General features: G+C 39.1%; 10 protein-coding genes and 1 pseudogene. 5 read left to right on the top strand and 6 right to left on the bottom strand.

Features of this window, described 5'->3' with window-relative positions; all coding sequences use genetic code 11:
- Positions 1 to 380: 380 nt before the first annotated feature.
- Entirely contained in the window at positions 381 to 818 is a 438-nt protein-coding gene (gene hutP, locus D0469_RS03080; RefSeq protein WP_117325174.1) for a hut operon transcriptional regulator HutP, read from the bottom strand.
- A 226-nt stretch (positions 819 to 1,044) separates the two neighbouring features.
- Positions 1,045 to 3,399, bottom strand: a complete 2,355-nt coding sequence (helD, locus tag D0469_RS03075) for an RNA polymerase recycling motor HelD (protein ID WP_117325173.1) — start codon at positions 3,397 to 3,399, stop codon at positions 1,045 to 1,047.
- Positions 3,400 to 3,816: 417 nt separating this feature from the next.
- Here helD and D0469_RS03070 point away from each other — a divergent pair, with 417 nt between their 5' ends.
- Positions 3,817 to 5,301 (top strand): aldehyde dehydrogenase family protein, encoded by a 1,485-nt coding sequence (locus D0469_RS03070; protein WP_117325172.1) that lies wholly within the window; start codon positions 3,817 to 3,819, stop codon positions 5,299 to 5,301.
- A 205-nt stretch (positions 5,302 to 5,506) separates the two neighbouring features.
- Positions 5,507 to 5,683 (top strand): hypothetical protein, encoded by a 177-nt coding sequence (locus D0469_RS21480; protein WP_233522921.1) that lies wholly within the window; start codon positions 5,507 to 5,509, stop codon positions 5,681 to 5,683.
- Positions 5,684 to 5,752: 69 nt separating this feature from the next.
- Here D0469_RS21480 and D0469_RS03060 read toward each other — a convergent pair whose 3' ends face one another.
- Both D0469_RS03060 and D0469_RS03055 read right to left on the bottom strand, forming a co-directional pair.
- Positions 5,753 to 6,331, bottom strand: coding sequence for an MFS transporter (locus D0469_RS03060; protein ID WP_117325171.1), 579 nt, complete (start codon positions 6,329 to 6,331; stop codon positions 5,753 to 5,755).
- The gene (locus D0469_RS03055; RefSeq protein WP_117325170.1) at positions 6,328 to 7,767 is read right to left on the bottom strand and encodes an FAD-binding oxidoreductase; all 1,440 of its coding nucleotides are present in this window, start codon (positions 7,765 to 7,767) and stop codon (positions 6,328 to 6,330) included. The genes D0469_RS03060 and D0469_RS03055 overlap by 4 nt, the downstream gene beginning before the upstream one ends.
- Positions 7,768 to 7,975: 208 nt before the next feature.
- On the opposite strand from D0469_RS03055, the gene D0469_RS03050 reads away from it, so the two are divergent.
- Both D0469_RS03050 and D0469_RS03045 read left to right on the top strand, forming a co-directional pair.
- Complete coding sequence (locus D0469_RS03050) at positions 7,976 to 8,227, top strand: hypothetical protein (RefSeq protein ID WP_117325169.1); 252 nt, start codon at positions 7,976 to 7,978, stop codon at positions 8,225 to 8,227.
- Between the two features lie 728 nt (positions 8,228 to 8,955).
- Complete coding sequence (locus D0469_RS03045) at positions 8,956 to 10,452, top strand: glycine betaine uptake BCCT transporter (RefSeq protein ID WP_117325168.1); 1,497 nt, start codon at positions 8,956 to 8,958, stop codon at positions 10,450 to 10,452.
- A gap of 735 nt (positions 10,453 to 11,187) precedes the next feature.
- Here the strand turns inward: D0469_RS03045 and D0469_RS03040 are convergent.
- Positions 11,188 to 12,080, bottom strand: a pseudogene (locus D0469_RS03040) (LysR family transcriptional regulator).
- A 493-nt stretch (positions 12,081 to 12,573) separates the two neighbouring features.
- Here D0469_RS03040 and D0469_RS03035 point away from each other — a divergent pair.
- A complete protein-coding gene (locus tag D0469_RS03035; RefSeq protein WP_117325167.1) occupies positions 12,574 to 12,801 on the top strand; it encodes a hypothetical protein in 228 nt (75 codons plus the stop codon).
- Positions 12,802 to 13,112: 311 nt separating this feature from the next.
- Here D0469_RS03035 and larA read toward each other — a convergent pair whose 3' ends face one another.
- Positions 13,113 to 14,375, bottom strand: coding sequence for a nickel-dependent lactate racemase (gene larA, locus D0469_RS03030; protein ID WP_117325166.1), 1,263 nt, complete (start codon positions 14,373 to 14,375; stop codon positions 13,113 to 13,115).
- Positions 14,376 to 14,525: the final 150 nt, after the last annotated feature.

Here is a 14,525-nt window from a genome sequence, read left to right as displayed (position 1 = left end):
ACGGCAAAAACCGCAACGACCCCACAAAGCTGACGTTTTTTGTCGTGTATGCTGTCCCTGTCAAAGAGTTCATTGTCCGGTGCGTCAGCTTTATTTTTCTAAGAAAAAAATCGCTTTCTGTTTATTATGCAAAAAAAGTTGCTGGCAGCTGGAACTAGCCATCGGTACTTAAAAGCAATCCTTTTGTTAATTCTTTAAAAGAGTTGCTCTGTTAAACTTGCCCTTTATTTTCCTACGGAAAAAAGTTTCTGGGCTCTGCAGCTAGACATCAATAAAGTGCCTAAATTAACAATGAGCTTTCACAAAATAAAAAGGAGGCGATAATGGCATAGCAATACCATCATCGCCTCCTATTGACTATTGGACTCTAGGCAATGTTCTTATATATGATTAATTCCCAAACCAATTGTTTCGTGCTCCAGCCCTTTTACAGGAGCCCCGATTGTTCCATAAAAGGCCACAGATATCCATTCGCCTTCTGCTTCATTAGCATACGGAGCACCACGGACAACTGAAAACCTAAGGCCTACTGTCCGGCTCATCTCGCCAATGGCAGGCTGATCCCGTGTTACACCTTTAATCGCTTCTAAAATGGCATGATATAATGCATGTGTTTCCCGATATAGGCTTTCATGAATGATTCCATTCCGCTTGGCAGCCGTTTCTACAGCCGAAATCACTTTTTGCATATTCATGGAACCTACTTTTCCCTGGCAAAAGCTCAATTCCTTGAGAGTTGGCCGGAAATAATCCAGTTCCTCCTCTGCAAGTGAGGCCAGCAGAAGCGCTATTTTACCAATCGCGATTTTCCGACTCATAAATTCACCATTTCCCGAATATCTCCTATTAACTAATAACCTACCTTTATTGTATTTGTACAGAATTCCAAATGTCAATATTTTTGGAAAATTTTAGCATATTAATATAGTGCCCTGATGCTATAGTAAAGCGCCACTGAAAGACTGCTGTAATCTATGCCGATAACAACAAAAGTGCAATACTTTTGTTATTTACAACACTAAAAAACCAGCACTGGGCTGGTTTTCACTTATACTTTTTAACTTCATATAACTCTTCAGGCACTTCTGAAATAAACAAATTCACTTCTCCCGCGCATAAAACATGAAGTTCGTGCATCGCCCTTGTACAGGCGGTATAAAATAATTTTCGCTCGCTCTCCTTTCCATATCGGTCTTCTGAACCATCAAAAATGACCACGGCATCAAACTCAATTCCCTTCGCTAAATAGGACGGTATCACGATTACGCCTGATTCAAATGATGATCTGCCTCTTCCAATAAGACGCACATCAGCATTTTCTTTGATTGCATCATATGCTTCTTCGCTTTCCTCTTCGTTTTTGCAAATGACCGCAATCGTTTCATATCCTTTTGCGCGAAGATCACTGATCGATTGAGCCGTTGCCGCAGCTAGTCCGTTTCTTGACTTCAATATAGAGACAAGCGGCTTGCTTCCATTTCGGTTAAAAGGTTCAATGTTGTCCCCACCAGGAATGAATGCCCTTGTAAAATCAGAAATCTGCCTGGTTGAACGGTAACTCTGCTTCAGAACTATCGATTCAGTCTTGTCAGGATCATATAAAGAAGCCAATACTTCAAGACCTGTTTTTTCCAAATGGTCATAAATCATTTGGTTAGTATCTCCAAGAACGGTCATTCTGCTGCGGGGAAACAGACGTTTGATAAACGCAAGCTGGAACGGAGAATAATCCTGCGCTTCATCGATAAACACATGGCGGATCATAACATCCGTTCGAAAACCCTCTAATTCTTCCTTTAAGTATAAATACGGGGCAGAATCTTCATATAAAATCTCTTCGTTATCCAGTTTTTTAATTGTAAGCTCGCATATCCCTGTCCACTGCCAGAGCGGTCCCGACGGAAATATATGCCGAGTAATCTTCTCGTCTCCTTCAAAAATTTGACGGTACACTGCTCTAACGTCCAAATAGGATAAAGCTTTTACTCCTTTATAAACCCCTTTAAAGCTTTTTCTTACGACATAAGCAGAAAGAAGCTTTCGTTCCCTCTCAAAATCATCAAAGGTATTGTCTGCAAAACGCTTTTTCTCATTTAATTTGCGATAAAAAGCGGCGTATTCTTCCTTTTCCAGGTACTGAATTTCTTCCTCTACCCACTCTTTCTTTACTTCAGCTTTTTCCAATGCCTTTAATTCTTTCGACATCCACTCGTTTACAATTTTTAAACGGTCTGGAATTTTCAATTTCGCCGGAGTTGAATAAAAAACTTTTTCGATTTCTGAAGAAGAAATTAAAACTTCTCCCCTAAAGGTTACATCTCTAAAAATTAACCCGCCTGCTCCAAGCAACTGTATATAAAGATCAAGTGTGCGAATAAAATTCAGACCGGATTTAACGCGAATACTTTCCAGCCTATCATAATAAAGTTTGTCTGCACTGCTTGACAGCATATACTCCATTTGCTGAAAAAAATCCTCCAGCACCAAATCGTCGGGAAGCTGGCTTTCAAGAAATTGCTGAAAAGTGGCTTGCTGCATATTTTCTTCCCCAAGCTCCGGCAAAACATTTGATACATAACTGTTGAACATCGGATTTGGAGAAAACAGCAAAATATTCTCCGCTTCCAGGCTGTCTCTGTACCGATAAAGCAAATAAGCAATTCTCTGCAGGGCCGCAGATGTTTTCCCGCTCCCCGCCGCCCCCTGAACAACAAGCAATCTGCTTCGGTCATTGCGGATAATCCGGTTCTGTTCCTTCTGTATGGTGGCTACGATACTTTTCATTTGGCTATCCGCTTGTCGGCCAAGCACTTCCTGCAGCAGCTCGTCACCTATCGTTACCCCAGTATCAAACATACTAACGATGGAACTGTTTTTAATTACAAATTGCCTTTTTAACTCAAGTGAACCGTGTATCGTCCCATACGGAGCAGTATAGGACGCACTTCCAAGCGAATAATCATAATAAACACTCGAAATCGGCGCGCGCCAATCATATACTAAAAACGTTTCTGTTTCTTCGTCAAAAAAAGAGCCGATCCCAATATAAATTTTTTCTGGAACAGTTTCATTCTCATCTTTAAAATCAATCCGGCCAAAATAAGGAGAGTTTTTTAACCTTCTTAAAACACTTAACAGCTTCTCGGAATTACCGCGCCGACGCTCTCTTTCAGCCAGCAGCTCTGCCTGCTGTTTAATGCTTGTATATGTTTCTTGAATATCGTCCGGATGATCAAGATTTACCCTGACATCCTCCCAAAAGTTTTGCCTTATGTCATTAATCTCGGTTTCCGTTGTTCCGCTGAGGTTATTCACTAGCCTTACTTCACTCGCAATTTTTGCGGATACACTATTAACTCTTTCCTGTTCTATCTGAAGCTCATTATCCCACGCGTCCATCCAATCTCTCCTTTAGAACAATTTAACAAGAAATGATTTGACAAAGCTATTTTTGTTGTTATATAATATATGATAGAGCTACTATACATTAAAATTTATTTTAACTTGCCTCGTTAATATTACCACAATTTTCTTTTTCATTCAATAAAGCCTCGAACTGCTTTTTTATTTTCTATTTAACTTTTTCTTCCATTCATCTTCGAGAATTATTATTAGTCTCCACACCTAAACCTCACTTGTACACTCGGTTTTGATGATCATTTCTCTGTTTGTAGAATTATGCTGCAATTTTTCGAATGTTAAAATTTGAAAATTCTAAATTAATAGGTTAATATATTAATTGTAAGTTTGAAAACGCTTTCATATCTTCACCGTGAATTACATAATGACTATTAACTTATTTTTAGGAGGGTAATCATGGCAAATATCACATTGGAAGTAAGTGAAAAGCTACAGCAATTCTTACAGGGACCGAAGAAACTTTATATTAACGGCGAGTTCGTTGCCAGCGTCTCAAATAAGACGTTTTCAACTCCGAATCCTGCTACAGGAGAGCTATTGGCCGAAGTATACGAAGCTGACCGTTCAGATATAGACGCAGCTGTAAGGGCAGCCAGAAAAGCCTTTGATGAAGGTCCATGGTCTAAAATGTCCGCCGCCGAGCGCAGCCGCTGCATGTATAAGCTTGCTGACTTAATGGAAGAGCATAAGACAGAGCTTGCACAGCTGGAAACATTGGATAACGGGAAGCCAATTGGCGAAACTTCCAATGCAGATGTACCACTTGCCATTGAGCATATGCGCTATTATGCAGGCTGGGCAACTAAAATTACAGGTCAAACAATTCCGGTAAGCGGAAATTATTTTAACTATACAAGACATGAAGCAGTAGGGGTTGTCGGCCAGATTATCCCTTGGAACTTCCCATTGCTTATGGCCATGTGGAAGCTAGGTGCAGCACTTGCCACAGGCTGTACGGTCATTCTGAAGCCGGCTGAGCAAACACCTCTTTCTGCGCTTTACCTGGCTGAACTTATTGAAGAAGCAGGATTTCCTGCGGGTGTTATCAATATCGTTCCTGGATTTGGTGAAACGGCTGGGCAGGCGCTTGTTGACCATCCATTAGTAGATAAAATTGCCTTTACCGGATCAACGCAAGTTGGTAAGCTGATCATGCGGAATGCAGCTTCAAACTTAAAGCGCGTAACTCTTGAGCTGGGCGGAAAGTCACCGAACATCATCCTGCCTGATGCTGATATGTCAAAGGCTATTCCAGGTGCCTTGAATGGCGTTATGTTTAACCAGGGACAGGTTTGCTGTGCAGGCTCACGCGTTTTCATCCAAAAGAAGTACTATGACAATGTTGTGGCAGATATGGTATCTCACGCGAAGAATATTAAGCAGGGTGCTGGTCTTGATCCTCAAACACAAATCGGGCCTCTTGTTTCCCAAGAACAGCAAAACCGGGTACTTGGCTATATCGAAAAAGGTCTTAACGAAGGAGCAGAAGTACTTGTCGGCGGCAGCAAGCCTCAGGATGAAGGATACTTCGTATCGCCTACCATTTTTGCAGCCGTAAAAGATGAAATGACCATTGCCAGGGAAGAAATTTTCGGACCTGTCATCGCGGCAATGCCTTTTGAAGATTTAGATGATGTAATTAAGCGTGCAAACGAGAGCGAATACGGACTTGCTGCAGGGTTATGGACACGTGATATCTCCAATGCCCACTATGTGGCAAGCAAGCTTCGCGCAGGAACAGTCTGGGTCAATTGCTATAATGCCTTTGACGCTGCCTCACCATTTGGCGGATACAAGCAATCAGGCCTTGGCCGTGAAATGGGCTCCTACGCACTTAACAACTATACTGAAGTAAAGAGCGTTTGGATTAACCTTAACTAATATACCAAAACACCAAAAGGCAGGTTCTCAGGAACTGGCTTTTTGGTGTTTCAATACATATCCCTTTTTTAATGCGACTTGCCGCTGCTTTCCCCAGGTGCCGATTCCATATATAACTGAAGTAAACCGTACCGAACCCTTCTCGCAAAAAAAGATTACTAATCTCTTAGTGGCAGGCCGCTGTATCTCCGCTTCCCGCGAGGCGATGGCAACAATAAGGTTAACCCCGAGCGCGATGGCGGCCGGGCAGGCTGCAGGAACAGCGGCAGCACTTGTTTTACGACGAACAAAAATGTTGCCGACATCGATATTAAGCAACTGCAAAAGGCGCTTATTGAAGCGAATGCAGTACTCTAATATAAAAGTCGAGAACTGGAGCTAGTGACAATTAAAATGGTTACCTATTACCTATTAAAAGGGCAGGCAGTTCAGTTTTGAACTGCCTGCCCTTTTATTTGGTGCTAACCTTATTCATGTCTCCTATTGCCTTTTTACTTAGCTTTGTTTTTTTCATAAGGACCAAACCGCTCGCCATATACATCAAAGAAGCAATATAAAAAATGCTGCCTATAGTTAGAAAATCTGCCAGATAACCTGTCAGGATGATTGCAATCGCTCCGCCAATGCCAGTCCATGAATGGTATTTACCAATTTCTTTGCCCACTTGCTTATTTTCTGCATGCCGGACTAACGACGTCTTCTCAGTGTTTTTCTGAACCGCTCCCAATAACCCCATCAAAATCTGAAGCAGATACACCTGCCATACCTCTGTTACGAGCGGGAAAAGCAATAGAAGCAATGTCATTGCCCATGAGTAAACAATTAAGAGAAGCTGATCACCGATCCGGTCAGAGAATCTGCCTATGACAGGATAGAAAAATGCAGCACTTAAAGCGAACATCCCGTATGCCCATCCAAACTGCGAATAGCTGTCACCAGCATTCCGGAGCAGCAGGATATAAAATGGAAAAACGATGCTGCTAGCCATGATAACAATGCTTTGCGAAACGATAAATCGCTGATATGTCATTTTCCATACTCCTCATAAAAAAGGTTCACAAACCGGTCATTCGGGTCAAACTTTGTCTTCTCAGTAAAAAATTCATCGATCCGAGGGTAAGCTTTCTTAAGCTGCCCTTGCGTTGGATAATGGTAGTACGGCAAATAATAGCTGCCATCATGTTTAAGCGTTACATCTATCATTCTGCGGATAACCCGCTCTGTCTCTTTCCTTTCAGCTGTGGATCGACCCTGATTGATCAGCAGAACCAACGCAAACATATCATCCTTTGCATAAGATAACACTGCTTTTTCATTCTTCTCCACAAATCGGACAGTAATATTGAGTAAATTAAAATCTTTTTCCTGTTTTAGCACCGAGCGCAAATCATCTATATAGCCCGGATATTGATCAACAGGAACAAAATACTCCTGCAATATCTCTGTTCGCGGCCCGCTTTCATACTCCATAAAAGCTGATTCGGATCTCATCACGTTGTTCCGGGTTTCAAAAGATCCATCCAGCCGTTTTGAATAATTTTTTTGCAGTTCCCAAAAAACATTTTTTCCCCAATCGCTGTAGCGAGACATCCCTAAAAAGAATTTCGGCACAGCAACAATACCCTCGTTTTTTAACTTACTATATCGCTTGTACCTGCTTTGATCGTCCGCCAGCAAATAATCTGTAATATACATATCCTTCAAAAAGTTTTTGGGAGCGACTGAGATGCGAGCCAAATGCATTTTCACCTTCGGGTTTTTCTTTATCTCATCCTTGAAATAACCCGGATAGTCCTGATAATCTACCATCTTTGTCCGCATCTGATAGAGTTCATCATCTGTTAGTTTCAAAGTTACATCAAGAATGACACCAAATAACCCGTATCCGCCAATAACCAATGGAAAAAGGGCAGCATTTTCTGTCTTGCTTACATTCAGTATCCTTCCGTCAGGAGCTAATAGACGAAACGACTTGACAGTATCTATTAATGCATCATTTCGAATGTCCCTGCCATGCACATTCACGCTCAATGCCCCTCCGACAGTAAATATATTTTGCGACTGCATCACTTTTACAGCAAGACCGTAAGGGTTAATATGTTTCTGAATATCATCCCAGGTTGCTCCGCTTTGGACCATGATTTCCTTTTGTTTTGGGTCAAAATCAAGAATTTGATCATAATCCCTCATATCGAGCATAATCGCATTCGGATAGTAGGTGTGCCCGCCCTGGCTGTGCTGCATGCCAGCTATGGAAAATTTGTCATTTACTTGGTTTGAGTCTTTGATCAATTTTTGCAATTGCTTGCGGTCTTCTGCCTTAACAACTGATTTCACCTGTACCGGCAGCAACCTGCCCTTATCGCTGACAACAGGGCTGGATATACTGTTTTGGTAGACACTCACTGAACTAAAAAAACACACCATGTAGGCTGCCAAGAATAAGAACAGAATCTTTCTTTTCATAAAAATCGCCCCGGTTTTTGTTAACTTTCTAAAATCTTATCATATACGAGCTCTATTAGAACCATCTTTTGATATAAATTCCTTTAGGTTAACAAAAGTAAATGAAATTTTTTATACCGAGCCAGACACTGTATATAAATATATCAGCCAAATACAATTTTCACTTCTAATACCATATGATAATTTGAATACGCATATGGAGGGAAATATGCAATTAGAGATCAGAAGAACGAAGCTTAGTGAAGCAGATACACTGCTTCAGATACAAAAAGAGGCTTTTCAAAATAGTTTGGTAAAATACAGGGACTATCACTCCAGCCCTGCTACTGAACCATTGGATGTTTTCAAAGAAAGCATAAGATTTTCTTATCACTATACGATCTTTTTTAAAAAAGAAATTATAGGTGGAATTATCATAAAGAGGCTAACGGATTTCCATTTGTTTTTAGATGGACAGTGAATACAAATGTCAATAAAGAATATTTTTAATAGGAACTGGAAGGATTTCATCTAAAGTTTAATCAATCAAATCCGAAACTCTTTCTAGAGTAAACTTGCCAGTCAAAGGAAACAAGAATACCACTTAATACCGGTATCAGTACAGAATCTTTGCCTCTGCTTCTTCTACTAAACATATACTCAGGATGATTAAAGAAAAAAATACTCAAATGCATCAGGTTGTTCAAATAATTTTTTTGAACTTTTAAGAGAAATTGAGATTTTCCTTAATTTCATTTTGTTTCTTTTAAAAGTCTTAAACCACCTGCCCCGTTACGCATGACTGGCATTGAGTTAAAATCTTTGTTAGCATTAAAGTTATGGAGGTGATGACAAGAATTTATTTAGTGAGGAAAATTCGACAATGCCATTAAGTTGCTTTTCCTAATTTCGTGATGTCTTCTTTGCTGAAAAGAAGGGGTACTTCCATTTTGCCGAAGTTTTATTGGAACCTGGGTTTATTATGTTATTGGTTCCGTGCTAAGTTGACTTAAATTACGAAAGTTACGAAAAATAATTTAACGTCGAATAAACATTACATTTTGGATGGTTTTCTTACTCCACATCATCTATATGTTTTAAATTTTAGGCCTATTTTGTATCCCCCCTTCATCCTCACTTCATTTTAATCAAAAAGGCAAAAGTTACAAAAAAGCAAACTACACAAATACTTTCCTTTAGGGGGATTGGATGAAGAAAATATCACCAGTATTTACAATATCCATTTTTATTACAGGAGTTTTCATTTTATGGGGCATTATTCCAAATAGCAATCTTGATAAGGTGACCCAAGCCATACAAGGAATACTTTTGAAGAAATTCGGATGGTTCTATATGTTATCAGCTACCTTATTTCTCGTTTTCGCTATATTTATGATTTTTTCAAAATACGGCAATATACGTTTAGGCAAAGATACCGATAGACCGGCTTACAGCTATTTAACATGGTTTGCCATGCTTTTTAGTGCAGGTATGGGAATTGGACTAGTGTTCTGGGGAGTAGCGGAGCCAATGTTTCATTTTTATACACCACCTTTTATAGAGGGGCAGACAGCCGAAGCTGCAAGAACTGCGATGAGATATTCTTTTTTCCACTGGGGGCTTCACCCTTGGGCCATATACGCAGTTATCGGGCTTGCACTTGCCTACTTTCAATTCCGCAAAGACCATCCAGGTGTAATCAGTTCTCTGTTACGTCCGATTTTAGGCGATAAGGTTAACGGCCCAATAGGAGTCTTGGTTGATTGTGTTGCAGTATTTGCGACAGTATTTGGGGTAGCAACCTCGCTGGGTCTCGGAGCAATTCAGATAAGCGGCGGCATTTCTCATACTTTCACGGGAGTAGAGAATACATTTACTACACAATTAATCATTATCGGAATCGTCACTGTACTATTTATGCTTTCAGCGCAAACGGGTATAAATAAAGGAATTAAGTATTTGAGCAATCTTAATATTTTTCTGGCTATTGCTCTTCTTTTATTCTTGTTATTTATTGGTCCAACCAACTTTATCTTGGATTTGTTTACCACAACCCTCGGCTCTTATTTACAAAACTTGCCTTCCATGAGTTTTCGCCTGAGTCCTTTTTATCAGGATATGACCTGGTTCCAGGATTGGACTATTTTTTATTGGGCCTGGTGGATTGCGTGGGCTCCATTTGTGGGTACCTTTATTGCTCGTATTTCCAAAGGAAGAACAATTAGGGAATTTGTACTAGGGGTCTTGTTGGTTCCAACAATATTTGGTGCTTTGTGGTTCTCTGTATTTGGGGGAACAGGAATTTACCTTGAGTTTTTTCAGCAAAAAAACCTGATAGAGGTAATTAATGCGAAAGGGAGCGAAGTAGCACTCTTTACTATGTTTGAGAATTTCCCTCTTTCTAGTGTACTTTCCATGATAGCTATTTTTTTAATCAGTACCTTCTTTATTACCTCAGCAGACTCAGCCACATTTGTGCTTGGAATGCAAACGACAAACGGAAGTCTAAACCCGTCTAACAAGGTAAAGTTTGTTTGGGGAATTATCCAATCAAGTACTGCAGCAATCCTATTATGGACAGGCGGCCTTGAGGCATTGCAAAGGGCGTCAATCATTGCAGCCTTTCCTTTTGCAATTATAATGATTCTAATTGTAATTTCACTTTTTAGAGCACTTAACAAGGAAAAATTAGCTGAAAGCAAATAGAACCTTCCCTCCTCTAGCGGGGTTATCATCAATCTAAAATAATTTAAGTCTTGCATAATGAAATACATTAGAAATTTTGCAACAAGGGAGCAGAACATTTTAACCGGAACTAATTGCTGACCATATTATCGATACGTTAATATGTTATTAAAAGAGCAAATTCATTAATGTATAGAAGGCATTTTATCTTTCTGATTAACTTGAACATAGCAAAAACATACTAAGATTAGCAGCACAAACCACGATTAAGGATTGTGCTGCTTTTTTACAGCGGCAGTGAAGTTTAGGCCGTGGCGGCTACATAACCTTGCGCTGGTATATAAAAAGCAGGATTACTTCACTGTCCTTATAAGATCAGTTTCAGTGATGTTGGGTCCATGGGAATTAACATAAAGTCTACAATTTTTGCGACTTCTCCATCTTTTAGCTGTTTAGTGTCACTTCAGGTGAGAATTCTTCTAATATCTTCAATGCAGCATTTTGATTTTCTATCTTTGATTCCACAAAACATTTCTGGGACAGCCCTCAAAGAATACTCTGAATCTATTAACAATGTCTTTTACCCGTTTCCCCCTCTTCAACTTTTGAGATAATTCAGGCCAGTGTTAATGACTTTGGTATATTGTCTGTATTTATGTCAGATTTTTTTACAATTTTTTTAATATAAAAGTATGTGACGTCCTTGTCGGCCAGATTGAACTGGCTGTCCTTATATACAAATGAAAACCATGAGCACTAGTCTGTATATACCACTAAATTAGGGAAGCAGTTTTTTGAAAACTCATAAAAAATTTGTTCGGAAGGAGCTAAGGCTCTGCTTTTCGGAGTAATTATTCCAATCGTACGGGTGATTTCCGGCATTTTAACGGGCACTGTTACTGTTGATAGGGGCGTCGTCCCCTCATAAAAGGTACTTTCAGGCAATAGACTCACCCCGATTCCTGCTGATACAAGACCTTTAATTGCGTCCATTTCCTCTCCTTCTGAAGTGATATTAGGAAGAAAACCTGCCTGCTTGCATGCATCTTCCACAATCTTTTGGAGAATGCATCCTCTTGGAAACAGAATAAACTCTTCGTTTTTCAAATCACTCAGGAATACAAACTTGTTTTGTGCAAGAGGATGATTTACATGCAGCAAAGCTACAATTTTTTCCGTATATAAAATATCTGCATGTATGTCTGGATCTTTAACGGGCACTGGTCCCAGAAAAGCTAAATTGATTTCTCGATTAAAAAGGAGTAAGAACCTTGCCGCAACTGGAAAGAAACATTTGGCAGGGCCTTTCTAAAAGCAGAAATTGCCATCGGAACAAAATATCTTGCCAGGCTGGTAGGATAGCCAATTTTAATAGTGCCATTTTCAGGATCCAAGTATTCTTCTATTTTTTCTTTTGCATAATTAAGGGCTGTTAATGCGTCTCTTGTGTGCGCGAGAAAAACTTCACCAATCTGGGTCAGCTTCACGTTTCTGCCCACACGGTCAAATAAGGTAACCCCTAGTTCTTCTTCTAACTTTGCAATCTGAAAACTGATTGAAGATTGAGAGATATGAAGATGCTCTGCAGCTTCTGTGACATGCTCACGTTCAGCCACTTCACGAAAATAAAGTAATTGTCTAAGCTCCATTCTGAACCTCCATTATTTTGTATTTACAAGCGATGCTTATACACGCGATACCCGCTTTCCTCTTCCGGGTATTCAAATTAATAGAAAATTTCGCTCACCTCCTGCTTCATGAAAACTATGGCCCTTGCAATCAATTATTATTCTTTACTATATGTAATATTTCCTCACATTAATTTGTTAAACAATTTTACATATTTGATAGTTTGTCAATATTCTGACTTCTCTTAAGTCAATAACTAATATCAAATTGAGAATGGATGAATTTCTTAGGATATTGGAAAGCTAATCCAGCAAAACGAATTCTTTTCTTCTTTATTATGGTAGTAACTATTTTCAATGCAGGTACTGAAACCAATAGCTTAGAAACAAGAGTTGATTGGCATGTGAGAGGTTTAAATCTTTCTTTATTTTGACCTTTATTTAGTTCTAACGTTTTTATTTTTAAATAAAGGGAATGAAGAATGTAATATACAAAAGGAAGAGGAGGCTTTTGATGTCTGCAAATAATAAAGAAAAACTCAAAGAAAACGTTGAACGTGGCAATATTTACGAACAAGACTTAAATGAAATAATTACCAGTGACAAACCGGAAGCAACAAAAGCTAATCTTGAACTTCAGGGAAAGTTAGATGGTGATAATGCAGTAGACAATGGTCTGGCACCCACTTATATGGCACAAAATAATACACCAGCTATTAAAATAAATAAAAAACAGCAATGAAATCCGGCCAAGAAAAGGTCAATATTATAAATATTTTTTACTTATTCCACTGTTTAGTTTAAGAACAAAAGCGCAAGCACCCTGGCAGAGAACGAACGGCTAAGGGTCGCTACGTCCTGAGGCGACGTCGGCACTAGCACGTCCTGCGCGTTGGGAGCTGGGCGCTGAAGCTAGAGATAGACACAGTTTCTTTTGTTATCCACAATTCCTCCTATCAAAATAAGAAAAAGCCGCCAAACTGGCAGCCGGAGCAATACTATATTTATATTTATTTCCTTTTCAAATACTCCAAGATGTGTACTAGACCATGTTTACTCTTCCACATAAGGAATCGTTAATGGACCTAATGGTAAAACGGCAATTGACATATTTTGTCCGTAGGTTTTTTTTAATTCCTCTAAGGTTTGTTCAATATTATGAGTAGGACTCAGCATGGCATTCTTAACTTGTTCATCTGTTAGCATGGAGTATACATACACATCTGCCCATAATTGCGTTACCGCTTGTTTCTGAACCTGCCATTGATCAAACATCTTAAAATTCGAATCACTGATTAGATCTAATAAACCTTGCGGACTATCAGCGAGTTCAAAGATCTTCGAATAATTCCCATGGCTTGGAAGTCCATCCGAGCATTCAGATGCGATAATAATCGTTCCTCCTTTTTTAACAATTTTATGTGCAGCACTCATCCCTTTGACCGCTTGATAAAGATTTTGGTCAAGCGGGTAACCAGAATTGGATGTAACAACGACATCAAATCGATTCTCACACTTGACCATAGCATGTTCTTTTACAAATTCACATCCTTTGTCATGGGCTTCATACAATTCACCAGCAAATACAGATGTGATTTCCTTTTCTCTATTTAATGTAACATTTAACATGAAATCAGGTTTGCATATGCTATTGATTTCACGAGTCATTTGTTGAACAGGATTATCTTCCATATTTCCCCAGGTAGAACGAGCATCCCCAATCATTTTTGCATTATGGAAGGTCATAATCGTCTCAATACCAGCAATTCCTGGCATAATCCCTTTTGGGCCTCCAGAAAATCCAGCAAAAAAGTGCGGTTCAATAAATCCCGTAACAATGCGAAAATCTGCTTCAACGTATTCTTTATTTAAATAAATATCGCAGCCGAACTTACTTCTTCCAACGTTTATTAACGTTTCTTTATCATGACATTGATTATTAATGATTCTTACATTATCAACTACCCATTCTCCAAGCATTTGAACAAATTCTTCACTTGTTTGATCACGATGGGTACCTGTCCCGTTTATAACCACAAAGTTTTCGATTGGAACATGATCAAGTTCTTCAATCAGTACGGGGACCAGCTTGGAATTGGGTGTTGGTCTGGTAATATCACTTATAACAATGGCCACTTTATCAGTTGCTTTTACCATTTCTTTTAAAGGTACTGTGCCAATAGGATTTTTTAATGCCTCTTTTAACGATTCAATATCATTTTCTAAGCCTGGTAAGTGTTTAGGCTCAACAATAAACGCATCATCAGACACTTCAACTTCAATATCACTTTGCCCATATAATAAGTTGGTTTTCATCTTTTCTCTCTCTTTCTATTTTTAAAATTATAAATAATAGGCTTTTTTATAGAAAAAAACAATTCAGAGTACTCTTCGTTTTTCATTACAATATTTATCTCTGACAACCCATCTACCAAACGGGATACTTCAAATGTTTTCTATTTAAAG

Origin of the sequence: Peribacillus saganii (assembly GCF_003429095.1) — a bacterium.
GTDB classification, from domain to species: Bacteria; Bacillota; Bacilli; order Bacillales; family DSM-1321; genus Peribacillus; species Peribacillus saganii.
Note: the sequence above shows the minus strand (reverse complement) of the source record. Positions and strands in the feature narration are given on the sequence as shown.